The organism is Paenibacillus sp. GQ49 (assembly GCF_059759055.1).
The window spans coordinates 130,976-156,377 of the sequence record NZ_JCAXEL010000011.1; the positions used below are offsets into that span (position 1 = coordinate 130,976).

Annotated in this window: 19 protein-coding genes; 4 read left to right on the top strand and 15 right to left on the bottom strand. The window is 44.8% G+C overall.

All coding sequences use genetic code 11. From position 1 onward, the window contains the following. Window positions 1–76: 76 nt before the first annotated feature. The 3 genes from AC6CIF_RS19470 to AC6CIF_RS19480 all read right to left on the bottom strand — a co-directional run bounded on the left by AC6CIF_RS19470 (window position 77) and on the right by AC6CIF_RS19480 (window position 9,141). Window positions 77–5,329: a S8 family serine peptidase gene (locus tag AC6CIF_RS19470; protein ID WP_498201216.1), complete on the bottom strand. Its 5,253-nt coding sequence runs from the start codon at window positions 5,327–5,329 to the stop codon at window positions 77–79. A 683-nt stretch (window positions 5,330–6,012) separates the two neighbouring features. Beyond that, a complete protein-coding gene (locus AC6CIF_RS19475) occupies window positions 6,013–7,476 on the bottom strand; it encodes an exosporium glycoprotein BclB-related protein (protein ID WP_498201217.1) in 1,464 nt (487 codons plus the stop codon). Window positions 7,477–7,680: 204 nt separating this feature from the next. Beyond that, window positions 7,681–9,141, bottom strand: coding sequence for an alpha-L-fucosidase (locus AC6CIF_RS19480; protein WP_498201218.1), 1,461 nt, complete (start codon window positions 9,139–9,141; stop codon window positions 7,681–7,683). A gap of 122 nt (window positions 9,142–9,263) precedes the next feature. Here AC6CIF_RS19480 and AC6CIF_RS19485 point away from each other — a divergent pair, with 122 nt between their 5' ends. After that, window positions 9,264–10,109, top strand: coding sequence for an AraC family transcriptional regulator (locus tag AC6CIF_RS19485; protein WP_498201219.1), 846 nt, complete (start codon window positions 9,264–9,266; stop codon window positions 10,107–10,109). 28 nt (window positions 10,110–10,137) lie between these two features. Here AC6CIF_RS19485 and AC6CIF_RS19490 read toward each other — a convergent pair whose 3' ends face one another. Beyond that, window positions 10,138–11,223, bottom strand: coding sequence for a glycosyltransferase WbsX family protein (locus tag AC6CIF_RS19490; RefSeq protein WP_498201220.1), 1,086 nt, complete (start codon window positions 11,221–11,223; stop codon window positions 10,138–10,140). A 61-nt stretch (window positions 11,224–11,284) separates the two neighbouring features. Continuing rightward, on the bottom strand, window positions 11,285–12,277 hold the full coding sequence (locus tag AC6CIF_RS19495) for a CgeB family protein (protein WP_498201221.1): 993 nt from the start codon (window positions 12,275–12,277) through the stop codon (window positions 11,285–11,287). A gap of 308 nt (window positions 12,278–12,585) precedes the next feature. Here AC6CIF_RS19495 and AC6CIF_RS19500 point away from each other — a divergent pair, with 308 nt between their 5' ends. Next, on the top strand, window positions 12,586–12,993 hold the full coding sequence (locus AC6CIF_RS19500) for a hypothetical protein (RefSeq protein WP_235193806.1): 408 nt from the start codon (window positions 12,586–12,588) through the stop codon (window positions 12,991–12,993). A 112-nt stretch (window positions 12,994–13,105) separates the two neighbouring features. Here AC6CIF_RS19500 and AC6CIF_RS19505 read toward each other — a convergent pair whose 3' ends face one another. The 6 genes from AC6CIF_RS19505 to AC6CIF_RS19530 form a co-directional block, all read right to left on the bottom strand. Further along, window positions 13,106–14,452 carry a glycoside hydrolase family 30 protein gene (locus tag AC6CIF_RS19505; RefSeq protein WP_498201222.1) on the bottom strand — a complete coding sequence of 449 codons (1,347 nt, stop codon included), beginning with the start codon at window positions 14,450–14,452 and terminating at the stop codon, window positions 13,106–13,108. Window positions 14,453–14,472: 20 nt separating this feature from the next. Further along, the gene (locus tag AC6CIF_RS19510) at window positions 14,473–16,116 is read right to left on the bottom strand and encodes a type 2 periplasmic-binding domain-containing protein (RefSeq protein ID WP_498201223.1); all 1,644 of its coding nucleotides are present in this window, start codon (window positions 16,114–16,116) and stop codon (window positions 14,473–14,475) included. 37 nt (window positions 16,117–16,153) lie between these two features. Next, on the bottom strand, window positions 16,154–17,041 hold the full coding sequence (locus AC6CIF_RS19515) for a carbohydrate ABC transporter permease (RefSeq protein WP_076211802.1): 888 nt from the start codon (window positions 17,039–17,041) through the stop codon (window positions 16,154–16,156). A 15-nt stretch (window positions 17,042–17,056) separates the two neighbouring features. Then, window positions 17,057–18,046, bottom strand: coding sequence for an ABC transporter permease (locus AC6CIF_RS19520; protein WP_206099103.1), 990 nt, complete (start codon window positions 18,044–18,046; stop codon window positions 17,057–17,059). 119 nt (window positions 18,047–18,165) lie between these two features. Then, the gene (locus AC6CIF_RS19525; protein ID WP_498201224.1) at window positions 18,166–19,188 is read right to left on the bottom strand and encodes a LacI family DNA-binding transcriptional regulator; all 1,023 of its coding nucleotides are present in this window, start codon (window positions 19,186–19,188) and stop codon (window positions 18,166–18,168) included. Between the two features lie 180 nt (window positions 19,189–19,368). Further along, window positions 19,369–19,713 (bottom strand): thioredoxin family protein, encoded by a 345-nt coding sequence (locus AC6CIF_RS19530; protein WP_498201225.1) that lies wholly within the window; start codon window positions 19,711–19,713, stop codon window positions 19,369–19,371. 118 nt (window positions 19,714–19,831) lie between these two features. On the opposite strand from AC6CIF_RS19530, the gene AC6CIF_RS19535 reads away from it, so the two are divergent. Then, window positions 19,832–19,969, top strand: a complete 138-nt coding sequence (locus tag AC6CIF_RS19535) for a hypothetical protein (protein ID WP_221819496.1) — start codon at window positions 19,832–19,834, stop codon at window positions 19,967–19,969. A gap of 79 nt (window positions 19,970–20,048) precedes the next feature. Here AC6CIF_RS19535 and AC6CIF_RS19540 read toward each other — a convergent pair whose 3' ends face one another. Together AC6CIF_RS19540 and AC6CIF_RS19545 are read right to left on the bottom strand one after the other, a co-directional pair. Further along, the gene (locus AC6CIF_RS19540; RefSeq protein WP_498201226.1) at window positions 20,049–20,342 is read right to left on the bottom strand and encodes a DUF3817 domain-containing protein; all 294 of its coding nucleotides are present in this window, start codon (window positions 20,340–20,342) and stop codon (window positions 20,049–20,051) included. 206 nt (window positions 20,343–20,548) lie between these two features. Then, the gene (locus AC6CIF_RS19545; RefSeq protein WP_498201227.1) at window positions 20,549–21,517 is read right to left on the bottom strand and encodes a LacI family DNA-binding transcriptional regulator; all 969 of its coding nucleotides are present in this window, start codon (window positions 21,515–21,517) and stop codon (window positions 20,549–20,551) included. 156 nt (window positions 21,518–21,673) lie between these two features. Between AC6CIF_RS19545 and AC6CIF_RS19550 the strand changes: the two genes are divergently transcribed. Further along, window positions 21,674–23,107 carry a glycoside hydrolase family 1 protein gene (locus tag AC6CIF_RS19550; protein WP_076211795.1) on the top strand — a complete coding sequence of 478 codons (1,434 nt, stop codon included), beginning with the start codon at window positions 21,674–21,676 and terminating at the stop codon, window positions 23,105–23,107. A 197-nt stretch (window positions 23,108–23,304) separates the two neighbouring features. On the opposite strand, the gene AC6CIF_RS19555 is transcribed toward AC6CIF_RS19550, so the two are convergent. Together AC6CIF_RS19555 and AC6CIF_RS19560 are read right to left on the bottom strand one after the other, a co-directional pair. Beyond that, complete coding sequence (locus AC6CIF_RS19555) at window positions 23,305–23,907, bottom strand: sugar O-acetyltransferase (RefSeq protein WP_498201262.1); 603 nt, start codon at window positions 23,905–23,907, stop codon at window positions 23,305–23,307. A 235-nt stretch (window positions 23,908–24,142) separates the two neighbouring features. Beyond that, a complete protein-coding gene (locus AC6CIF_RS19560) occupies window positions 24,143–25,306 on the bottom strand; it encodes an MFS transporter (protein ID WP_498201228.1) in 1,164 nt (387 codons plus the stop codon). Window positions 25,307–25,402: the final 96 nt, after the last annotated feature.

Below are 25,402 nucleotides of genomic sequence, written 5' to 3' on the forward strand. Positions count from 1 at the left end.
CCCGGATACCTCGGCTTATCGGCTTCTTGCTTAGATGGTCAAAATGCAGTTATCGTCCAAGTCATACTTTGCATAATTAAGGTTGCAGACCCTCAGCGGACGGTGGACTCACTTCCGTTCCATTCTCTTCAGGGCTCGAATCTGGTTCTGGAACGGATTGTTCTTGTGCTGCGCTGACGAACAATCGTCCAGCTGCTTCCGACTCTACTTTGTTGCCTGCTGCATCCTGAGCACGAATCACAATGACTCCACCCTCAAGAACAAGGGATGAAGGTGTTGTGTACGTACCTGTGTAACGACCAGGTTCAGTCTCCACCAATGGAACCTCTCCTGCTCCCTGGGCATTCAGATTCAAAGGTAACTGAATACGGAAAGATGCTTGCAGACCAGGTTTACTGTCAAATGAAACGGTAACACTCTCCCCTGATGTGATTCGAACATCCTCAGCCGGAGTAATATTCGTAAGTTCTGGCAACGCCGTTTCCACATAGACGGTGCGGGTTACGGTTGTTTTGTTACCAGCGATATCGGTTGCTGTAATGGTAATTGTGTTCTCGCCTTCATTGACCAATACACGGTGACTGAAGCTTCTGTCTTTACCCACTTGTACGGTTTGTCCGTTAACGGTTACCTTATCGAGGAATTGTTCCACGACATTACCCGTTACGTGAACCACTTCTGCATTGATGCGATCCCCTTGAGCTGGCGTGAGAATCGTCAATTGTGGTTTGGTCTGATCCAGAATAATGACTACGGGGAGTGAACGGTCCGTTGTTTTACCGTCTACCACTGCCTCCGCAGTAATCGCATTAATGCCAGAACGGAGTTTCACACCGTATGAGAACTTCCCATTTGCCACCGTTGTAGTGCCAGCGAGATCTTTGCCGTTGTAAAACTTGATCTGAGCGCCCGATGCCGGAGACGTTCCCGACACGGTGAAGGTTGATTGATTCGTATACGTGTTCGCAGGTGCTGTGAGCACAGGTGCATTTACCGGATATCTCACAACTGCACGAATCATGTAGTTACCTTCTTCATCAGGTGAAGTGCTCCACGCTCCACCTACTCGCTGCCAGCTTCGACCTGCATTTGGACCATCCTCATCGGTAGCGAGTCCCGGAGCGCTAGTTCCAGCTAAACTCTGTACATACACGATATAGAAATCACCCGTTACAATGACCGGTTCCGGGAATTCAACAGTTGTCCATTGATCGTTACGAAGTGCAGTACCGTCAAATGGTCCAGCCAGTTGTCGTCCCGGAGCTCCGCCCGCACCCGATGCATCATATACGGCATATTGGAACGCTGTGCCTCCAGGTACAGGCCATTCGGTGTTCCAGAATCGGAACGATGCACCTGTCAGTTGAGCGGTCTCCAGCTCTGGTGTCATTCGAACTGCCCAAGCGTTATCCGCAGCATTAAAAGCTCGTGCGTTCTCTGCTGTTCCATCATCATAAGCAATTTCCCCAGGGAAACCGATGAATGGTTTTAAGGCAACATTTGCCTCAGCCGTACCATTACCAGGGACTGTCACAGTAACGGTTTTACTGTAATAATCTGCAGCCCGGATGGATAGGGTATAACTTCCTTCCAATACCTGAATATCGAAGCTGCCATCTGAACCTGTGCGAACTTCACCTACATTCGCATCTTCCACCACGAGAACGGAAGCATCAGCCAGTGGTTGTCCTGTCCGCTCATCCGTTATTACACCTTCAATCTGCCCATGCGGAATTGCTTCCAGATTAAAGTTGGCTTTGGCTCCATTGCCATCTGTAATCGTCACCTGCTGAGTTCGAGGATAATATCCATATGCTTCAGCTTTTAACGTGTAATCACCTGCTACGTGTGTGAAGTTATACTTGCCTGTAGCTGGATCTGTCTTCACCGAACGCCCGGTTTCCAATACGGTAACCGTTGCACTTGCAGGCAGGCTTTGTGGATTAACCGAACCTGTTTCTGGTTTTTCAACTTCCGGTTGTTGCTGTTTCGTTTTGTTAAACTCAGCTTTGTCTGTCCGCGAAATTTTGTACCATGGATTATCATAGGACGGTTTTGGTTTGTCATTGTTAAGCACAACCGCACTATCCTCCGTTACCGTCTCCGCAGCAACTCCCAGTACACGGAAATCATCAATGAACCAGCCTGTCTTCACAACACTGTTATCTGAGGTCAGGCGGAATCGGAAATGAACTTCATTACCGGTAAGTGCATCCAGATCATAAAATACGGGTGTCCATTGTTTACCGTTTGTACTATGTGAGAATTTGCCCAGTTCCGACCATGTGGTTCCACCATCCTTGGTGACTTCCACATAGCCGTAGTCATATCCACTCTCAATCTCGTACCAATGATTAAACGTGAGTGTTCCTTCGGACACATCCGTCAAATCAATGACCGGAGATACGAGTGAGTAGTTGGAGCCACTCTCGTACGTATTGTCGAGATCAGTCGCCCAGACATTCGGTGGAGAAACCGCGCTGGCAGGTCCCGTTACCGGAATACCGCGTTCCCACTCATCTTTGGTTCCTGAATGAGTCCAGCCATTATCATCACTGCCATCGAAATGATCGATGTAGATATCCTGAGGTACCTCTACTGTAATGGAGACCTCGTTCGATTTGTCGCTTTCATTGCCACTATAATCAAGTGCGGCAACGGTATAGTAATACGTCGAATCTGTCACCGTAGCCGTATCTGTAAACGTTGTTCCTGTTGCAGTTCCAATGGATTCATAACCTGCACCTGCGGTTGTGGAGCGATATACGATATAGGATTCGAGATCCTCATCGCTCGGACCCGTCCAGCTCAAGGCTACATTACCAAGAATATCGGCTGTCGCAGACAATCCGGCAGGAGCACCCGGAGCAATCTCATCCAGTTCTTCTACAGCGAAATCATCAATGTACCAGCCAGCCTTTTGCAATGAATTATCACTCGTCAGATTGAACTTGATGAACACCTGCTGTCCCGCGTATTCGCGAAGATCCACATATTGTGTCTTCCAATTGCCACCTGTACCCGTGAAGGTTAACAGCTCTTCGAACACATAATCGCTATCCTCGGAAGCGATGTATACCTTGCCGAAGTCGATGTTATTCTCCAGGTCATACCAGTGCTTGAAGGATAATAACGCACCTTCTGGACTCTCGGTTAGATCAATAGGCGGCGCAAGCAGATATGCATTGCTATTCGCCACATAAGTTCCTTGCAGATTGGTTGCAATCACCTTGTCACCGGAGTATGCACTTCCAGGACCACTGCTAGGCGCTCCCCATACCCAGGTACTTCCGGTTCCGCCAGTCGTGAAGCCCAGCTGATCTTCTTCAAAATCCTGAAGGTATCCTGGCTGAACACCATTGGACACAGCCACTTTATATACCTGACTTTCGAATCCGTTGTTGCCGTAATCATTCACGCGGATATAATACTCCACACCTTGCGGTTCAATAAGAAAAGCAGGGATTGTCGCTGTATACGTTCCATCTTTGTTATCTCCAGCAATCCGGTTCATCGGCAGATAGACGTACTGGTTGGTACCTGTCGTTTTGGCAAAAGCCTCGACGGAGACTACTGCGACGTTATCTGTCACATGAGCAGTTAATGGTATATCAATGCCTGTAAAGGCTGAATTGACAGGGGTATGTGCCAGTACTGGCTCTTCCAGATCATCTCCGGCTGTAACCACTCTGCCGGATACAGTGCCAATTCCTTCGAGTACAGAACCCACAGCATCAAGGGCATTAATAATGCCGTGACCGTAGCCGTTATTAGGAGAGGTCGGATACTGACCATCTGTTCTCGGCGTGGCTGTATCTGTAATGATCTGCTCCAGCTGATCCACCGTAAGGGAATGATTGGCCTGAAGCAGCAGAGCAGCAAGCGCAGTTGTATGCGGGCCTGCCATGGACGTTCCGTTCCAGCCTCCCTCATATACACCGCCCGGAACTGATGAACGGATATTCACACCAGGGGCAGATACTTCCGGTTTGATCTCCCCATACGGGGATGGGCCCAGCAGGGAGAACGAAGCCAGATTTCCGTTGATATCTGTGGCTCCCGTGGCAAAACTTTCAGGGTAATTCGCAGGGTTCGCAACAGAGCCGGGACCACCCGGATTCGTCAGTCTTACATTACCTGCGGAGAACTCGGGAAAGATCTGCGCATCACGCCAAGCTTGGACCATAGGACGGAACCATTCATCCAATCCTGCGCCTCCGCCCCACGAGTTGTTAACGACATCCGGTGCAAGTTCAGGATGCAGATTACCTTCCGCATCCACCGGAGCGATCAACCATTGTCCGCCATCAAGAATAATGGCATCTGTTGTTTCCGGATTGAATATCCGCACACCAATCCATTTTGCACCGGGAGCAACCCCGATCTGGTTGGTACCATCTGCTTCGGAGCCAACCATCGTACCCATCGTGTGCGTACCATGTCCGTCTTCGTCCGCAGGGAGGGAAGCATTACTGTGCGGATCATACCAGCTCAGTTCGGGATCAACGATATTGCCCGAGGCATCCAATCCCCGCCATTTGCTGCGAAGCGCAGGGTGAGTATAATCCACACCGCTGTCCAGATTGGCAACAACAATCCCTGTTCCATCGATGCCCCGATCCCACACGGCTGGCGCATTGATGTAATCCAAGTTCCATTCCACGTTCTCTGTCGCAAGCTTGTCCTTTGCAGCAGGCTCTTTGTCTTTGTCTTTGACACCGACTGAAGAGTCTTTAGCTGGCGTTTGGACAGCATCTTTGCCTGGTGCCGCATTCGCCGGTTCTTTACTCACTTCGGCTTTCTGTAAGTATCTCGTCTCATTCGGTAGAATCTTCTCCACCTCAGGCAGCAGCGCAATCTGTTCCATGACTTCTTTGGTACTCGTTACTGCCAGTGAATTGACGATAAAATAGCTTTTATATTCTTTGACCTTACCCAGGTCAACTTCCTTTTCCAGATAAGTTTCCAATGGATATTGTGTACGCGAGGCCGTTTCCCGCAGAGAGCTGACGACCGAATTACGAACGGACAGCTTTGTGGCTGAAGCCGTTTGTTTGGCGATCGTCGCCTTTTCAAGGGCCTGTTTGGAGACTGCTGCTGTATCCACCTGTTCCTTCATTTTCACCAGATAGGTCACATATTCACTACCATCAAATTCTTTGGTCAACTTGGCGTTTACTTTGGATTCCGTAATTTTGGCAAGTCCAGATTTCATATCCAATTTGGATGATGTGGAGTTTTCAGCTGAAACCGGATGAATGATCGAAAATGCAAGGAGAAGCGAGAGCCCCATGGAGATGGGCTTGCGTAACCGATTAATCTTTATCAAACTTTTCCACTCCTTTTACCCGGTTTTTTAATTTAGTCTGGTACATATGCCCTTCTCTGCAGAATGAAACGGTAAAATAACCTTTATTGCGTACGAAATAGATACCCTGGATTTCACATAAAGCCTCACCTCCTTTACAGGTCTGGTTAGGGAACAATATGAGTCAGAAGAGATAACAGATCAGCCTATGTTTTTTTACTTGGAAGTTTAGGAGATTGAATGAATCGGACCATGTGAGTGAATAGTTTGGGTGTTTGAATAATGCAATGTGAGTGAATGTCTATAAGCATTCATGTGGAAGGGTAATCTGGAGCGTTAGCAGAACGCTTGCTAAGGAGTGGTGGATATGAATTTCGATCGTGATTCGAGTGAGTAGTCCAACATTTTAATTACATATAATAGTCGATTAGGAATTTAATTGGATTTTATTGGTATAGTATAAAATCATTATTCGATATATACAAGCACTTTATTGAAAAATATAGAAAATAAGTCTATTTAATGCTTTTATGTGTCTCATGTCGCTTACACATTTCAGCTTATTTTTCGTATTCATGCATCTTTTTGATGAATAATAGTTTGTAGTAGTTCGATATAACCAAGACCTGATACGCAAAATTTCAAATCAAGAAAAAGAACGACATGAGAACTCTCATGTCGTTCATCTCAAAATTTATATCTCATCATGTAATGTTCACGCCGCCACTTGCATAACCAACAACGGTATTCACAAGAGAAAGTCCAGTTGCCGTTGCGGAGAATACAAGCAGAAGACGTGTCTGTGCAGTCACAGGTATAGCCAATCCGGTTGTTATGCCATTGGAGATACTACCCAATGCAATAATACCGGTGAGTGGAGGTGCCAGTGTAACGACCGCCCCTGGAACCGCAGTAAAAGCATTATCAGGAGTAGGTGAACTGAATAATTGCGCAGTGATGGTCACCGTTGAACCGACCAAAGCCAAGGCTGCTGTTGTACTAAAATAAGCAGCAATGGAAGTTATAACGCCATCCCGTGGAACAGAGAACGCAAAGTTAATGAGTGGTCCGACAATCGTCCCCGTTAAATCAATGGTGCCACCCAGAATGCTGACTCCGGTTGCCGAGCTTCCAAATCCAATGAGACTTGTGGTTCCTACCAGTCCACCAGCAATGGTTGTCAATATGGCAGGTCCGCCAGAAGCAAACGGTATAATGGCGCCAGAACCCGTAGCTCCTGTAACACCAGTGCTGCCAGTTACTCCCGCAATCCCAGTTGCGCCGGTAGCCCCGGTTACCCCTGCAATTCCGGCTGCACCCGTATCTCCTGTCACACCCGTTGCCCCGGTAGCCCCGGTGACTCCTGCTACGCCAGGATCACCTGTTGCTCCTGTAACGCCCGCTGCCCCAACAGCTCCTGTACTCCCCGTTGCACCTGTGGCTCCTGTTGCGCCACCTGCTGGGCCTGCCGCACCCGTAGCGCCAGTAGCACCTGTCGTACCTGCTGGTCCCTGAGCACCAGCAGCTCCCGGTGTACCCGCTGGACCTACACCACCCTGAGAACCAGCAGCGCCTGCCGGGCCTTGTGGACCAGGTACGCCCTGAGGACCTGCTGGTCCTGCCGGACCTTGACTCCCTACGTTTCTAAGCCCTGTTGTGATAGCCAATTCGGTCGCCCGGATCAAAATGACCAGTTGATCTTTCTCAGCCGAATCGATATTCCCCTGTAAAATGACAGATAGAAGCACATCCAGCAATTGCTGCAAATTGGTTCCCACACTGATCGGAGAAAATGGAACGGCCTCTGCAGATACAATGGTAAGCTCCAAGACCGCTTCGAGGTCTGCCTTGGTTCCCTTTTTCAAATCCGAATGATGAACCAGAGCCAGTAATTTACGCAGTACCTCAATCAGCAGTGAAACATTGTGAGGCGAGGGATTCGCAAAAACCTGTACAATTGCTCCTTTCAACTCACCAATTAATTTGAGAAGGAATTCGGCTTCTTTGTCAAAACACTTATGATGGTGGTTATTGTGGTGATGATTGTGGTGGTTATGATGGTGCTCGTGGTGGTGTTCTTTGTGCTGCTCTTGGGGAAGGTCACAGTCCTCAGCTTTTTTTTTCTTAAATCCGCTCCAACCATATCTGATGCGTTTCTTTGGTTTCATCTTTTTTGCAGATCCTCCTTAGTGAGTCTCAATCGTTCCATTACAGGCGAACATCACTGGTTTGATGATATCAGTATATTAGCAAGTAAGAATTTCGTGATTATTATATGAGTAGTAGCCCAACCAAAAGAGCGCTATCCGATGAGTACAATACTCCTGGATGCGCCCTTTTTATATTTACAGTATTTAATTTATCTTTGTTGATTAGTCTAATTTAATTTTGAAAACAATAGGTGCATTACTTTTCACGGTTGTCGTTGTGATCATCAGTGCGTCCGCTGTTCTCTCCCATTGCGGTTGTTCTTCATAGCCAAGTACCTGAATATCTTGAATGACCCCTTGAAAATGATGAGAATTTTCCTTCAGGGATTTAATCTGCACCACCCCGTTATCTGGATAGGCAAGAACCGTGGCATACAGACTGCTTTCTTTTAACGTAAACCGTATATCTTCACTCGTAAATATCTTGGTATCCCCATCCGTGAATTGCCCTTCCTTCACCTCTGTCGGACCCTCGCCAAACGTACGCCAGAATGACGTGTCATAGATCGCTTCCCCATTCACTTCCAGCCACTTGCCAATGCTCAGTAAAATCTCACGATCTTCTTCCGGTATGCTGCCGTCTGCTTTGGGCCCAATGTTCAGCAGTAAATTTCCGTTTTTGCTTACAATATCGACGAGATCCCGAATGATCTCCTCAGCCGTTTTATAGTTATTATTTTCCGTATAACACCATGAGTTTTTAGCGACAGCTGTATCCGTTTGCCAAAAATAGGGCTTAAGCTCAGCGAACTGTCCCCGCTCCACATCCGGAACGGCACTACCAAACATGTAGGCCTCATGTTTATAATTGATAGCTACAGGCACGCCCCATTCTTCGCCTTTGTTATAATAATAGGCAGCAAATTTTTTAAGATAGGGTTTGAACGCAACCGTTTGAATCCACCAATCAAAATAAAAGACCTTTGGCTGGTATTGATCAACCAGTTCACAGCAGCGAATCAACCAGTCCTCCAGATACTCCTCAGTTGGAGGTGAGTCATACAAGTCGAAGTGATCCTTGGGTTCAGGCATGGCAGGCCAATAGAAATCCCCACGCTCCAGTGGTTCCTTAATATCTGAATCAAACTCCTTCCCGTGAGACATGAAGAACCAGTGCTCGGCGCGGTGAGACGACACGCATAAGGTCAGCCCCTGCTTCTCGTATGCAACCTTCATCTCACCCAGAAGATCCCGTTTGGGGCCCATTTCATATGTGTTATAGTGAGAGATAGAGCTTTTGTACATCTGAAAACCATCATGGTGCTCAGCCACGGGCATAACATATCTGGCTCCAGCCTGTTTGAATAACGTTGCCCATTCGTCTGCATCAAACTTCTCTGCACGAAACATCGGAATGAAGTCTTTATATCCAAATTCCTTATGGGGTCCATACACCGCAAGGTGATGTTCATAAGCTTTGGTGCCTTGTATGTACATATTTCGCGAATACCATTCGCTATCATAGGCCGGTACAGAATATAGCCCCCAGTGAATGAATATGCCAAATTTCGCTTTAGGGTACCATTCTGGAACTTGGAAGGCGCTAAGCGAGCTCCAGTTGTCCTTGAATTTACCGCTCTCAATCGTTGCTTCAATATGTTGCAAATATTCGTTTTTGTCCATGAGATGTTCTCATCCCTTCTGTTATTGTCTGTAGTTGTATTGTATTGCTACGGCCGAAGGATAGACATGCAGAACACTAACTTTTAGATGGACAATAATAACCTTGTATGGAGATGAAAAGTATGAATTACCAAACTTTGCTTACGAACTACCTGTCCAATCTCCAAGTCGAATTATTCATGGTCAATTACAATCGGTGCGATACGGATTGGCGGGATCTGGATTACACGCCCGATTACAGCAAGTTTTATTTCATATGCGAAGGTGAAGGTTGGCTCAAAATCGGGGATGAGGAGTATTATCCTGCGCCTAATCAGCTTATTTTAATGCCAGAAGGGATCAAACAGTCTTATTCTGCCATTAATGACCGTCCTTTTCTCAAATATTGGTGTCACTTTAGCGCGAAGGTTGGGGGAATCAATTTGTTCCAAATTCTGAAATTCCCACACATCTGTACGATAGATCAACCTGAGTTGATTCAAGCAATCTTCAGCAGTATCCTTACATATGCAAAATCCGATGAAGTCTATGCCCATATGATGGCCAAGAGCAAACTAACCGAGCTACTGTCCCACTATATAATGAATCTGGATCTGGATCAGATCTCTTTTATTAACGTTCCTGTCATGGAGAAACTGTCCACCATTCTGGCTTATATTGATTCCAACATCGAAGAGAATATTTCGGTTCAGGATCTGGCCCAGATCGCCTATATGCATCCAAATTATTTCATTCGATTCTTCAAGCAGCAGATCGGTGTTCCTCCGATCCTCTATATTACTGGCAAAAAAATCGATAAGGCCAAGGAGTTGCTGGCCTGCACCCCGAACACAATAACCACCATCGCCGAGCATCTCGGTTTCAGTGATTTGTATTATTTCTCCAGACAGTTCAAAAAGCATACAGGGTTAACTCCAACGGAGTACCGCAAACAACAAACGGTACTTACAACGAAACATGGTTTATAAATAAGATCATAGCAGAGAGAGAGTTCCCTCATTCGGAACTCCCTCCTATAGACTTGTTTCTATTCGATTCATGCTGAGTTACTTTCTTGAGTTCTCTCAAATAAGCATAACCATAGTTTTGATCCGGCTCAAGATATGCACCTTCCGCCCACTCGTTCCAGGCATTAACAAAAAGATATTCACTTTTGTACAGCGTCCTCGCTCGTTCCATCTGTCTGGATAGATATAGCCCAAACTTCTCTGGGGTGGCCCCGAGCGTACTCTGTCCGTCAACACCTCTCCGAGGTGTATTATCCCAATTGACAAAAGCACCTGGATAGACAATTTCTCCGTTACGGTGTGGTGTTCGTTCGAGAATGGAGGACCATACCTTGTCGTAATTCACAGCAATATGTTGCTGTCCCTTGATGTTCATTTCGATCCAGATTCCATTCATATGTCCATGTGCAAACGTATAATGCGGTTCAAATTCCATACTCGCATCAAAGATCTGACCATTAAATGTAGGGAATCCACCAATGGTCTGCACAAAATGAATCCCTTTCAGGCCATGTTTCAAAGCCAATTCACGCCAAAACTGAATCATTTCCTCACATTGCGGAATACTGGCTGGTCGATAGATCAGAAATAATGGCTTACCTTGCACTCGAATATATCGTTTGTCCTTAAATACTTTTACCAGATAATTAAAATGTTCTTCCCAATCCTCTCGATCCCCATAGTTCTGGGCCATGAGAATATCGGATTCTTGCCCATCCCATTTTCTTGTCCATGTCTCATTGGCCCAGGACAAGCAAAAAGGAAAATCAGGCTCCTCACTATCCAAAATTTCATTCACTGGTTTTTCCAGCAAACGCTTGCCTTTGAACCAATAATGATAATAACAAAATCCATAAATGCCATGCTGTTTAGCCGTTTCCGCTTGCCACTTTCGTACATCTGGATCGGAAAGGTCATAATATCTCCCCTGAAATGGCTGTTTAGGCTGATGATGACCCGAATATAAAGGCGCGGCTTTTTTTACATTCGTCCATTCGGTAAAACCGTCCCCCCACCATCGGTCGTTCTCCTCAATCCGGTGAAATTGGGGCAGATGCAGAGCAATTACCTTCAATCAGAACTCCTCCAATGCAGCAACATGATGCAGCCTACGCTCCTGTGATTTTTGGGATGATTTATATGAAAATGATATCCAGCAGTCGCAATGTTTTTTGTAGATGGGATTGATTATATTTCATGTATGCCAGAGCATGGCTAGCGGCCAGTCTCCTTGCATCAACACTCTGCCAGTAATGTTCAAACTTCTGAGTGAGTTCTTCACAAGAGTTGTATTGTTGAAAGTTACTAAGGTCAATCCCGTTGCTCTGATTCACAGATGGCCCTATGAGTTGAAACGTCCCACATGCGGCAATTTCCATTACGTTTTTGATTGATTCGGCACTATGAATAACCAGTTTGCTTCCGTTATATAAAATCTGACGAGCTTCATTCGTATCAACAGGATTGAAATCCCCGATCTGTGCCCAACCCTTTCCATCTACCCGAACCTTTTTGTTATCCAAAAGACCCGATTTGGCAATAGCGGTGACCATGCCATCCGGTTCTGCATCCCCGATGATATAAACATCCGATTCGTACTCCAGGGGAACAGCTTGCGGACAGAATATATGTGGATCAGGCGGCATGAACAGTTCATGACTAATAGTGCTTCCCATATGATGCTGATCATCGCTTATTTGGGCTGAATGTTGTGTAAACACGTGATCAAAAATCGATAGAATGGCTTCGCTTTGATTCCCATGTTGATCGGCAGACAACCAGATTGCCTTCTTCACGGTGGATGTCCTTAATGCTGCAATATTCTCATCCGGCAAGTTTTCTTCGCTTCCGATGACCATAATCAGGTCAACATCATTAGAAGACAAGCAGGCTGACACGGATTCGATATATTTAATCTCATTCACATTTCTCACGAGATGTTTCAGACTCTGTTCAATCAGGACGCAATGTGATGACATTTCTCGGTCATTACAAGGAGTAATCAGAAGCACATTTAACTCCTTATAGATCACTTTTGGCACTTCGCGGGTAGGTATGCTTCCCACCTGCATCATTTTCAGCCATTGCTGATTCAGTTCCAATTGCTGTACTTCCATATGTTTACGCATGGATTTGAGTTTCCTGTTCAGAACCACATTCATCTGTCTCAGGAATAACCGGTTCGCATCATGAACTGAACGTTTCTTTTTCGTGGACTTAACCTGCGCTCTTGACTTCTTTCGGATAACAAACCCTCCTGTCCCATGCGAAAACATTCTCTGCCTACAATATGCTCGAAATAGTGGCGTTGTTTCTGCTATTGAGCTTTTCTCCAACTCTCTTTTGCAAAAAGGGCTTTATCCCAGACATATAATGTGTGGCCACCCGGGTCATTCCAGATCTTGTCCTCATAGAATATATGAATACTATATAGGAGATGATATCTTTGCCAACATTTGATAGCATCCTTGTCACCGGTAATCAGACCATTAACCAAGATCTGCAGGTTAATGGTAATCAAACCGTTGGTGTCGATCTAAACGTCAATGGCAGCCAGACCATAACAGGCAGCCTTCAAATCAACGCCAGCTCCTCAATTGTTAATCATTTGGGTGTAGGCGGAGTGATTGAAGCTGGAGATAGCGTTAAGGCCGCTACACAATTAATGGCACTCAATCAACCTACTCTTCCAGTCTCCCTCCCCGTTTTGCAACAATTCAGATATTACAATCCTGGTGTTGCAGGTCAACCCGGTCTGGTCTTAACAGGGACAGCTGGCAACCAATATATACTGTTCGTTGATGAGAGTAGCGGGACACCCCATCTCGCTATTCAGCCCGTATAGTATAACTCTGAATAGATAAATGTCACCAAAAAGAAGCGAATCCGTGTACACTCCGGATATCGCTTCTTTTGGTTTCTTTTCTGATGAAGCCTGGTTATAACTCATCCATTTATCAATCCGTGATTAATACGGACAAGACACTTTTACTTTCCAGCTGGAACTCCATCAATACATCGTCGCGCAGCTTAACCTGTATGTTGCCCGTCTCCTCCCCATCATTGAAGAGGACTAAAGCTACGGAACCATCGGCATTTTTAAAAGCCACAGAACAAATTCCATCATCACTGGATGTTGATTCGATCCGAACAGCCTTCGGGCGGATCACAGCACTGAAATGAGCCAGAGCATAATAATCAAGTGTATACGTAAGTTCCTTTGTTTGCTGATTCACTTGCACGATACCACGACACGTACTCCGACCAAAACCAGGAACCGTAGGCCCATTATTCTCATCTAGTGCCATATTCCAAAGTACAAAGGACTTGCTATAATTGCGAAGAATCTGAATTCCCGTTCGCATCACATTCGAGAAGGCCTCCTCAAATGGCGGAATCCACTCTCCACCTGAACCTTCAGTGAAATGCACTTCTTTACCTGCAAAAGCTTCATAAACCTTCGTTTGAGCAGAAGCATCGCCCCCGTACCAATGCCAGGCTACGCCGTCCACTTCTTCTCCCGCTTGTTCCAACACGGTCAGCGGATAGTCCGGTTGATCCCAGTTGTGATCGTAACAGAGAATCTTGGTTTGAATATCGTTTTGCACAAAGGCTGGTTTAAGATGGTTTTTGATAAAATCCGCTTGGGCCTCGGCTGGCATCAGCATACCAGGATAGTGCCCTGGTTCATACAGCGCCTCATTCTGTGGTGTGATGGCATGGATCGGTAATCCATGCTTGGCATAGGCTTGAATGTATTTCACAAAATATTGTGCATAAACCGGATACCATTCCGCCTTCAACTGTCCGGTAATCATCGATCCGCTCGTTTTCATCCATCCCGGTGCACTCCATGGTGAAGCAAACAGTTTCATTTCAGGGTTCAATGCCAACGCCTTTTGCGTTAAAGGAATAACGTCCCCTTCATCATGTGCAATGCTGAATTGGGTTAATTCCGGGTCTGTCTGCTGTTCTGGCATATCGTTATAACTGTATACCGTTCTCGCATAGTCCGAAGCCCCCATTGGATTACGGATGACTGACAGCCCAATCCCTTTCTCCGGATGGAATAATCGCGTCATGACCTCATCCCGTTGCTCATTATTCAAGATTTGGTTGATCAAATAGGCCGATGAATCGGTAAAAGAAGCACCAAATCCGTCCATCTCCTGATACGTTAGCTGATCATCCAGAAGGATGGTCGTTGTCTCCTTATCAGCATCCAGAGGCTTTAATTGCTCTTGGGATAGAGATACGAATAAATCTTCTTCACCCGTGGATTTGTACATTTTGAATGTAGTCATAGGATTCTCCTTTGTATTTATTATTGAATGCCTAGTTTCTCTTTGTTCAATTTCATCTTTTCACTGCGTACCTTCACAATCTCTTCCCAACGGTTCTCACCTAAAAATGACTTGTAAGCAGCCAGTGCATTGTCATACGAGGCATCGTCCTTGGAACGTACCATACTGACCAGTGTTGAATTCCACTTCGTATTGATTGCTGACAACGCACGGGCTTCAGGTGTACCTTGATCCGGGCTAATATTCTCCAGAATAAAGTGTGGTTTCAACTTGCCTTTGCCCCACTCCTGCATCTGTTTAATCGCTTCGGGAAAAGCATCTGCACTGAGTGCTTTGTGGCGGTCATGACCAAAGAACATAAATTCACCCATCCGATAATCTTTTTTGAATTGATCCGCGTTATTGAGTTGCAGGTCTTTCACTGCTGGCAGTAATTCTACACTACCGTCGGCTTTGGTTTGGTAGGTTTCCCCCTCGATCCCGTAATTCATAAGCGTCTGTCCTTCTTCACTCAGCAAGTATGTGAATATCTGAATGGCCTTGGCCGGATCTTTACAGTCCTTGGAAATGAAATTGATCATCCACCCGGTTATTCCGGATTGATTCAATGTTGGTGCATTGCCTTCGGTACTCTGCGGTCCATCGATAGCAACATATTCTTTGCCTGGATTCGCACTCATGTAGATTTGCAAGTTTCCTCCTTGTTGAGGTGTACCGTCAAGCAGCATGGTTGCATATTTACCGGACTTCACTTTTTCTTCAAAAGCGGTTCCATCATCGGCAAAACTGTCATCACTGATATTGCCGTCTCTGTAAACGGTGTTCAATGTTTTCAACCACGTGAGGTAATCTTCATCCAGATTGCGATCATAGAATTCTCCATTCTCGTTCTCAAGCGGAACACCAATGAAGTCTTGCAACGTATCTCCGAGTGAACCCGTTCCTTCTCCTACGGCATTAAAGCCGAATGGAATCAGCGCAGGGAACTCTTGCTTAATTCGTTTCATCACATTCTGGAATTCTTCTGGCGTTCCAATGACCGGACTACCCAAAGCTTCGTACACATCTTTACGAATGATAAATGCCGTTTTAGCAGGAATGTTACCGCTATCATAATCCTCTTGCGTATTGGAATAGTTCGGGTAACCATAGGTTTTACCATCCGCCAATTGGAACCAGTTCAATGTATCGGCAGCCGCAACTCTATTGAAGTAAGGATCATATTTTTCCGCCAGATCGTTCAGCGGCATAGCCCAGGTTGCAGCTTTTTGTACCACAGGAGAATTGGAGTCAAATACAGTCAGCAAGTCAGGCATATCTCCACCGGCGAAAAAGGTGTTTAACTTGGTATCGTCACCCGTGATAAATTTAATATTGATGTTCAGATCCTCTTTGATTTTCTTGGTAACAATATCCTTGCCAAAATCAGTGTTCCACCAGTCTGCATTGACGTACCACGTCAGGTCAGTAGCCTCTTCCTTTTTATCCAACTGCCAAGCCGGCTTTTCCGGGTCAACCGTATAACGATCTTCAATGGATACCCAATTCCCTTCACTGGAGCCCCCCGACCCACCGCTGCAACCTGTAATCATAAGTACTGCTGTGAGCAGTGTTGCGAGCAATTTAATCCGTTTTTTGCCTGATGCCTTGTTCAACTTCAACATATTTTTGTTCCTCCTCAAAATGGGGTATTTGTTGCTCCTATTCCTTGACCGCTCCGAGCATCATTCCCGAGATAAAGTATCTCTGAACGATGGGATAGATCAGCACGATAGGGAGTGTTGTAATGACAATGGTGGCCAACTGCACGCCTTTGGTCGTTGTTTCAATGACAGCTGAACCTCCGACATTTTGCATGGATTGTGTCTGTGACTGAACGATAATCTCGTACAACATCATCTGAAGTGGATACAGTGACTGATCGGTAATGTATAACTTGGTTGTCATGAAGTCGTTCCATTGCCCCACCCCATTAAATAGCGCAATTGTAGCCATAGCCGGCATGGAGAGTGGGATGAATATTTTCAGGAAAATATGCCAATCCCCTGCGCCGTCAATCTTGGCCGATTCTTCCAGAGAATCCGGGACATTCCGGAAGAAATTCATCAGAATCACGACATCATAAAAGCTGAATAACGCCGGGATAATGTACACCCAGAAGCTGTTTAACAAGCCAAGTGATTTGATTAACAGATACGTCGGGATCATACCGCCCGAGAAGAACATTGTAATAACACCCATGGCAACGTATAATTTACGGCCTCTTATGTACTTTTTGCTCAGACCGTAACCAACCATGGCACAGAAGAACACATGTGTAACAACGCCAATCGTTGTTTTGGAGACCGATATGAAGAAGGCCTGCCAGATGCCCTGATCATTGAATACAGCTCTGTAATTCTCCAGCGAGAATTCCGGTGACCAGAAGATGAATCCACCTTCCGCCAGCGCTTTGCCTGAACTAAAGGAAGAGATGATGACATTCCAGAGCGGAACGAGAATAACGACCGTACAGATGATTAGCAAAATCATATTTAAGGTATCAAAGATCCGACTATCGAGATCTTCTTTTGCCACCTTTCCATTCACGCGGGCTACCTCCTTCTACAACACAGATTGATTATCGTTTAATTTGCTTGTGATTTTGTTTGCCGTGACGAGTAAAATGACAGAGATGATGGAGACACCCAAGCCAACGGCCGTTGCATATGAAAAGTCACCCTGAGACATACCCATACGGTACACGTACGAATTGATGACTTCCGCTTTGTCGCGGTTCTGGGAGTTCATGAGCACCAAGGTCTGATCCAGATTCGATCCTAATAAACCGCTTACAGTTAAAATCAGATTTAGGCTTATAATGGATCTCATATTAGGCAATGTGATATTCCAGATCTGTCTGAGACGACTTGCACCATCAATTTTGGCAGCTTCATAGTATGTTGGGTCAATCTTTGCCATGATCGCCAGGTACAGAATCGTTCCCCAACCTGCTTCTTTCCAAATATCCGATAACGTAGCAATCCACCAATACTTGCCTGCATCCAGCAAGATGTTCTGCGGTTGCGAGATCACTCCCAGGCTAAGTAACAACTGATTAAATAAGCCCGTTGTTGAAAACCAGGTGATCAGCATTCCCCCAAGTACAATCCAGGACAAAAAGTGGGGCAAATATGAAACCGTTTGCACAAACTTCTTGAAGCGTCCGCTGTTTAACTCGTAGATCATGATCGCGAGAATGATGGGAATGACAAACCCGATACCTAATTTCAAAAAACTGATCCCCAACGTATTCACGACTGCATCCCAGAAGTATTTGTCTGATAAAATAATTCTGAAATTATCCAGCCCTACCCAAGGAGCGGTAGCCAGCGTATCAATGACCGTGTAATTTTTGAAGGCAATTGTCAAACCGTAAATCGGGATGTAACAGAAAATAATCATAAAGATAATGCCCGGGATAATCATCGATTGAATCTCCCATTGTCTCCGATAATCGACTATGAATTCTTTAATCCGTTGTCCGATGGGTTTCTTCCCATTGGGACTGATCGCATTTTTACCGGTTGATGTCTCTACGGCTAATTTATCCACTTTTTTTTACTCCCCTCCATCAAGCATGCATGTTCATAAAAACGTTTTTATTTTTCGACATAAAAAACCCCTTTGTTTATATTTATGTAAAAAAAGACCGGAGAAGGAGCTGAATCAACTTATATACGGTAGTCTTTCCGGTCGATCTTCACATGGCTTGAACCTCTCACCACCAGCTCACCCGCCAATTTCTGTGCAGCCCCTTGTTCTTTCTCCTTGATCATACCCACCAGTTGATTGATGGCCAGGATGCCCTGTCTTGCAATTTGATTTCTTACCGTTGTGAGCGGTGGAGAAAAATACTGTGCGATATCAATATCGTCAAAACCCACGACACTAACATCTTGAGGTACTTCAAAACCCTCAGACTTCAACGCATGCATACAGCCAATTGCACTCAAGTCATTCCCTGCAAGAAATGCATCAGGCCGCTTGCCGGGGTGTAAATGAAGAAAAGATTTTATCGCACTATACGTGCTCTCCTCCTCAAAATACCCTTGTATAATGTAATCTTCATCGATTGGAAGCTGGTATTCACGCAAAGCAGCCAGATAGCCGTCTCTACGCTGCACACTGTCAAACATTGTGTCCACGCCCGAAATATAAGCAATTTTCTTGTGCCCCAGCCCAATTAAATACTTGGTAGCTTCATAAGCCGCCACATACGAGTCAAAAATGACACTTCCCATCGTATCACTCTGATAGACCCGATCCAGAAAAACCGCCTTGATCTTGTCTTTCTCCATGGCGATAATATCTTGCTCATCGATCCGAAGCTCTTCGTAGATAATGACACCATCCACCCGCCGACCCAAAATATTACTCATAATAACGTGTTTATCCTTGGTCACAAATACATTCAAACCATACCCAAGACGATCACATTCGCGAGACATTGACTCAACCAGCTTATAGAAATACGGACCCGATACACTTGTAGTGAAAAAACCGAGCATTTTGGTTTGACCGGACTTCAACAGCTTGCCATTCAGATTGGGCACATAATTTAAACGTTCTGCCACCTTAAGAACATGTGATTTTGTCTCCGGGTTCAAGACATCCACACCATTTAAGGCGTTGGAGACCGTAGATATGGATACGCCCGCTTCCCTTGCTACATCTTTAATCGTTATCTTTGCCATAAGTTTTGTTCCTTTACTATAAAAACGTTTTTATAATGTTTAAATTATCATAAAACCGTTTTCATGGCAACACTTTAATTTGCGAGTTCAGGCATCATGTACTTTATTCATAGCTATAGGCCACTGCGGGCGCAAAAAAACGGCTCATGTATGAGCCGCCGTTCATGAAGATTTAGCTTTCTATTCCTCATCTTGGACATACATGGAGTGAATCTGTTGCAACTGCTCCTCCAGACGTTCCAAGCGAACAAAACGATCTGCTCGAATATATTCCTTCTGCTCCACAATCATGATCATTGTTGGAACGGTGAAAACAAGAAACTTGGATGCAACCTCTTCCACTTCATTAGCATTAATGTGACCCAAGTATACCGTTGGATAGGGTTCAAGCAATGTCCTGATCTTGGGGAGTAAAGCGTGACATACACTGCACTCTGGACGAGATACATACAAAAAAACCAATTCATGTTGTTGAATAGCTTCTTCAACCATTTCTATGGATGTTAACTCATGATAATCTTTCATAGAAGCTCAATCCTTTCAGTCATTCAATAGATTGCTCATTTAAACTTTTTCTTTTCAAGTATAACCTATGTGCGTTAGAATCAAATGGAATATATCCCCATATGAAAGAGGTTATGGTATGAAAAAATCATTTGTATTTCTGTTCACTGCCCTGGTAGTTGTTACTTCCTTCTCGGCGTATGCACCTGTGTCAAATGCCTCTGGCGATATTGGAGTAAGCCTGCTGTCCGATCGTCAGCAAGGTACAGTAAAGTAGTACTTGTACAGAAAGTAACAGGCGACAATTCGGATAACATCTGAATTAGTCGCCTGCTTTCATTTATTCTTATTGATCTTTATTTCCAATTTCTCTTCCGAAGATAAGATTCAAATACAAAAGTTCCAAACGGCAAAAAACCGGCGAGTCCACCCATTAACCAGCGCGTTATCTTCCACTTTTTGACCAGAGCCAAGTGCACTAGGGCAATAAGGTACAAAGGAAATAAAATACCATGAATCATGCCCATTACGGCTACAGCGGAAGAGATATCTGCAAAATATTTCAGAGGCATAGCAATAAAAATCAATAGAAGTAAGGATACCCCCTCCCATATGCCCGCAATTCTGAATCGGCCTGTCACTGTTTTCATAAAGTCCATTCTCACCTTTCAGCTAATCGTTTGTGAAATATGTAACTTGTAACATGATACAAAAAAACCTCACGCCACATCTCCGTACAGATATGTCGTTCTGAAGCTCATCTTCAGTATAACGTATGAGTTCGACTCGAAGATGCTTCAAATTTGAATAATTATTGAATCCATAAAAACAGATTCCAACATCAGGTCTTATGGATTCAAGTCGTCTCACGCTCAATCAGCTGGTATGTCAGCTGTTCGGTCTGCAACTCCATTTTACCCAATACGGCCCACAATTGATGGAAAGCCTGGGTAGCTTGCTCCGCAATCGGATTGTGTATGGTCGTGATTCCAAGAACACGGGAAAGCTCGATATCATCAAACCCTACAATGGCGAGTTGTTCCGGTACCTGAATATTCCGTCTGCGTGCTTCACTAAGAATGCCGATGGCTGCATAATCATTCGAACATAATACGGCCTGTGGAAGTTCTGGCCCCTCAGCCATTCTTCCCATCGCTTCTTCGCCATCGGAGGAGCTAAATACGGAATATTGATATGCTTCAGTCCACACATGCAACCCTCTGCTCTTCATGAAAGATTCATAGGCTTCTCGGCGGCTCTGGGTATTCAAACTTTCAGCCCTGCCAAATGCATTCGCAATTCGGGTGTATCCTCTTGATACCAGATGCTCCAGAGCTAACTTATACCCTTCTGCCTGATCCATCGCAACAGACGGAATCTCGTCATTCCCCATTCGCTGCCAGGAGACAATCGGACCGTATTCCATATAAGCCTTTAATTTCCGAGGATCATTGACACAAGCAATAATAACTAGCCCATCGACTCGTTTACTGCGCAGATCTTCGAACGCCTGCAATTCAATCTCCGGATCTCCACGGGATGTATAGATAATCGTCTGAAACCCAAAATCCATGGCTGTATCAATGAATTGATTCATGAATGTAAGAATGATCTCACCTGTGGTAGAGGTCACAATTCCAATCTGCTTTGTCTGCCCTGTAGATAACGATACCGCATTCCGGTTGGGAATATAATTCAACTGTTTCATAATATCCGTTATGATCTGTCTTGCTTCATCACTAACATGCGGAGAATGATTAATCACGCGTGACACTGTCGCTTTTGAGTAACCGGACCGCTTCATAATTTCATCAAACTTGGACATCGGAGACTCCCTTCTTGCTAACGAACTATAGAATAATAGTATGCCTCAGATCTGGGTCAAAAGTAAAACTTGACGTGTAACCCGTTACAACGTTTAAGCTTTTTTTATGTCATATATGAATCATCTTAATATAATTTGATGAATGGAGCGATACACATGAGTAACTCTCAAAATCACACCTATCAATTCCCGGAAAATTTCCTGTGGGGTGGCGCAATTGCAGCCAACCAGGCTGAAGGTGCATACAATCAAGGCGGCAAAGGATTATCTACTCAGGATGTAGCTCCCAAAGGCATCATGGGGCCAATCACGGAAGAGCCAACCGAAGATAACATGAAACTAATCGGTATCGATTTGTATCATCGCTACAAGGAAGATGTGAAACTGTTTGCCGAGATGGGCTTCAAGGTATTCCGTACTTCCATTGCCTGGTCCCGGATTTTCCCAAAAGGGGACGAGCTGGAGCCAAATGAAGAAGGATTGCAGTTCTACGACGATCTGTTTGACGAGTGTCACAAATACGGGATCGAACCACTGGTTACGCTTTCCCACTATGAGACACCTCTTCACCTTTCCAAAGAATACGACGGCTGGGTTAACCGGAAAATGGTTGGATTCTATGAGCGTTATGTAACTGCCGTATTTAAACGTTATAAAAACAAAGTAAAATACTGGCTTACCTTTAACGAAATCAATTCGATTCTTGAAGCACCCTTCATGAGTGGAGGCATCTACACGCCTAAGGAAAAGCTTAGCAAGCAAGATCTCTATCAGGCGATCCATCATGAGTTTGTAGCCAGTGCTTCCGCTGTGAAGCTCTGTCATGAGATCATTCCTACGGCACAGATTGGTTGTATGATGCTCAGTATGCCTACCTACCCGCTGACACCAAATCCGGACGATATGATTAAAGTCATGGAATTCGAACATAGCAACTATTTCTTCGGCGATGTACACGTAAGAGGTCGCTACCCTGGTTATATGAAACGTTACTTCCGTGAAAATGGAATCGAGATTCAGATGGAAGCTGGCGACGAGGAAATGTTGCTGAATACGGTAGACTTTATCTCTTTCAGTTATTACATGAGTATCTGTCAAACAGCAGACCCGGAGAAGCAAATCGCAGGTGAAGGTAACCTTCTTGGGGGTGTACCTAACCCTTATCTGCCAGCAAGTGAATGGGGATGGCAGATTGACCCGCAAGGATTGCGTTATGTGCTTAACATGTTCTATGACCGCTATCAAAAACCACTGTTTATTGTAGAAAATGGTCTTGGTGCTGTTGATGAATTGATCACAGGTGCGGACGGTGAGAAAACAGTTGAAGATGACTACCGAATCCAGTATCTGAATGATCATCTGGTTCAGGTTGGTGAAGCTATTGAAGATGGCGTTGAAATTATGGGTTATACATCCTGGGGTTGTATTGATGTTGTCAGTGCGTCTTCTGCCCAATTGAAAAAACGTTATGGCTATATCTATGTGGATCGTCATGACGATGGATCAGGAACACTCGAACGTTATCGCAAGAAATCCTTCCATTGGTACAAAGAAGTGATCAGCAGTAACGGGAAAAGTCTGCAGCGTTAAGGTTCTTTAAGCAAATGTAACAGAACCATTCTTCTATCCCCCAGACAGAAAAAGTGTCGGTTATACGATACCTTGGCATGTTTTCTGTCTGGGGGATTTTATTTTTATTTCCAAAAAGAAACACCCGATGTTACGCATCGGGCATTCTCATTAGCTACTATCACATTGTTCACTATTTATTCTTCACTATTTATTTACTATGTGTTCTTCACTACATCCCTGCTGTACTTTGTTTTGTCTTCTTCCGTTATCTTGCGAAGGACCCTGCAAGGATTACCCGCAGCAATGACCCTAGACGGTATACTCTTGGTCACTACACTCCCTGCGCCGATGATCGTATTATCTCCAATCGTCACTCCGGCAAGAACCGTCACACCGCCACCGATCCACACATTATTGCCCACCGTGATGGGTCCAACGATCTCCAGACCTTCATTGCGCTGCTCAACATCATAAGGGTGGCCTGCGGTATAAAATCCACAATTGGGAGCAACAAAAACGTTATCTCCAAAACTGATTTTCCCTCCATCCAGCATGATAATATTATGATTGCTATAGAAGTTCTCACCAATTTCAATATTATAGCCGTAATCACATACAAATGGCTGTTCAATCAGGAAACGATCCGTCGTTTTCCCCAGCAGTTTCTTGATTAACGCTTCTCTTTCATTGATCTTGGCTGGATGAAGCTGGTTATAATCGTAACAAAGTCCTTTGGCATGTAAACGCTCTTCAATTAACTCTTGATCATAATTGGCATTATATAAAAGCCCTAATTGAGATTTCTCTTTTTCAGTCATCATTTAGTAAGCACTTCCCATCTTCTATCTATAAATAAGTTAAAGCTCAATCTCTCTAAAAACACTTTTTAAAACTCTTTTAATTATATAGATTACCATGAATAAAGCAAGTTTTGCTCGATATGAAAATGGTTTATTCTACTGACGCGTACTCTAGCGAAACAGCAAAAAAACCTCTACACCCATTAGACTATGGGCAAGCAGAGGTTTAAGCTTTTTGTCTAATTTCTCTATTCTAAGCAACCGCTTGAACGGTTTTTTCCTTAACGCTAATGGCATAGATGGCAGACACCAAACCAAGCAAAATCAGCACAGAACCAACCCATCCGGTGTTCAGAATCGATGAGTGATCAATCACCATGCCGCCGATATAAGTACCCAGTGCAATACCTGCATGTGCAATACCTGAGTTGGTGCTGATTAGTGTTTCGGCGGTTTCCGGCGACGTTTTGATAATGAGACTATTCTGTACAGGCGTAACGGTCCAGCTCAGTGCACTCCAGATGCTTAATAGTATCAAGAAGGCAATCAAAGGCAATTGAACACTGAACGGAATGACAGCCATACTCACGATAAAGGGAATCAGCACAATGACTATCGCTTTAGCAGGGTGCAGACGATCAGATAACATGCCACCTATACCTCCACCTGCAACAGCGGCGATCCCAAACATCATATAGATAAAGGTAACCATCGTGGCGCTGGCACCCAGCGTTTCTTGCAGAAACGGTGTGAAATATGCGTATAACGTCAAATGACCCGCGAGAACAAGCAAAGTCGTAGCATGGATTGCCAACATTTTCGGATTCCACAGAGCTGTAAGCTGTTTCTTCAGGGATACGGCAGGAATAGGCTGCACACGATCCATCGCAATCCAAATGGCTACCATGACCACTGCTGTGAGAATAGCGATCAACATAAACACCTCACGCCAGCCAGCCAAGTTGCCCACAAAGATACCAAGTGGTACACCCAGGATAAGTGATGCACTGCCTCCCATCGTAATAATCCCCACGGCGCGTCCTTTATATTGTGGTTCCACAATGCGAGCTGCAAGGGTCAGGGAGAGCACAAAAATAAGTGAGCCTGTGGCGGCTCCGAGTGCTCTGCCCGCCATCAGCATATAAAAGCTGGAACTGAATGCAGAGATCAGGTTACTGATCAGAAAAACAAATAACGTACACATATATACTTTTTTACGCTCGAATCTGGCCGTCATATTTAATAAAATCGGCGCAGACAACGCATAGACAAGTGAGAAAATAGAGATTAAATACCCGGCTTTCGCCAGGGAAAGATGAAGATCCGTAGCAATCAGGTCCAGAATTCCGCCCAAAATCAGTTCAACGGTTCCGACCACAAATGCTGCGATAGCAAGCACATATACTTTCTTATTCATGTTGAATCCTCCTCAAAAAGTTACAACTACGATAGTAACCCATAAGAATGAAAGTTTCAACAGTTATTTTCATGATTGTTTTCAAACAAAGATATA